1 pseudogene is annotated in these 601 nt (G+C 61.9%); it reads right to left on the bottom strand.

Annotated features, from left to right (window positions below):
- A pseudogene (locus VXJ37_RS21060) lies at window positions 1–601 on the bottom strand (pyruvate dehydrogenase (acetyl-transferring), homodimeric type); the annotation flags it as partial.

Below are 601 nucleotides of genomic sequence, written 5' to 3'. Positions count from 1 at the left end.
GGCTGCAACGGCGCCGGCTTCGTTGATGCCGGGGTGGATCAGCTGGCCGACGGGGGATTCCTTGTAGGCCAGGACCAGGTCACGGTCCACCGACAGGTAGTTCTGGCCGGCCGGGCTATAGATCTTGGCGGTAGGGAAGAACGCGTCCATGCCGAACGTACGGGACTCATCCGGCACGATGGGCACAATCCGGTTCCCGAACTTCTTGTCGCGCAGCAAGTCCTTGAGCAGGCGAACAAATGACATGGTGGTGGCGGCCATCTGCTTGCCCGAGCCGCGCTTGGCCACCTCGTAGGACTTCGCGTCCGGAAGCTCCACGGCCTGGTGTCCGCCCCGGCGTTCAGGAACAGCGCCGCCCAGTGCCCTTCGCCTATCGAGAAGGTAGGCAATCTCGGGTGCATCGAATCCCGGGTGGTAGTAGGGAGGCCGGTACGGATCGGCGTCCAACTGTTCATCTGAGATGGGAATGCGCAGGTAATCCCTGAAGTCCTTGAGGTCCTCAACCGTCAGTTTCTTCATTTGATGCGTGGCATTCCTGCCTTCAAACCTCGGTCCGAGGCCGTAGCCCTTGACGGTGTGGGCGAGGATGACGGTGGGTTTG

Source organism: Pseudarthrobacter phenanthrenivorans (assembly GCF_036455295.1).
Classification (GTDB): Bacteria; Actinomycetota; Actinomycetes; order Actinomycetales; family Micrococcaceae; genus Arthrobacter; species Arthrobacter phenanthrenivorans_C.
The sequence above is the reverse complement of the archived record's forward strand: the minus strand, read 5'-3'. Positions and strand labels throughout refer to the sequence as shown.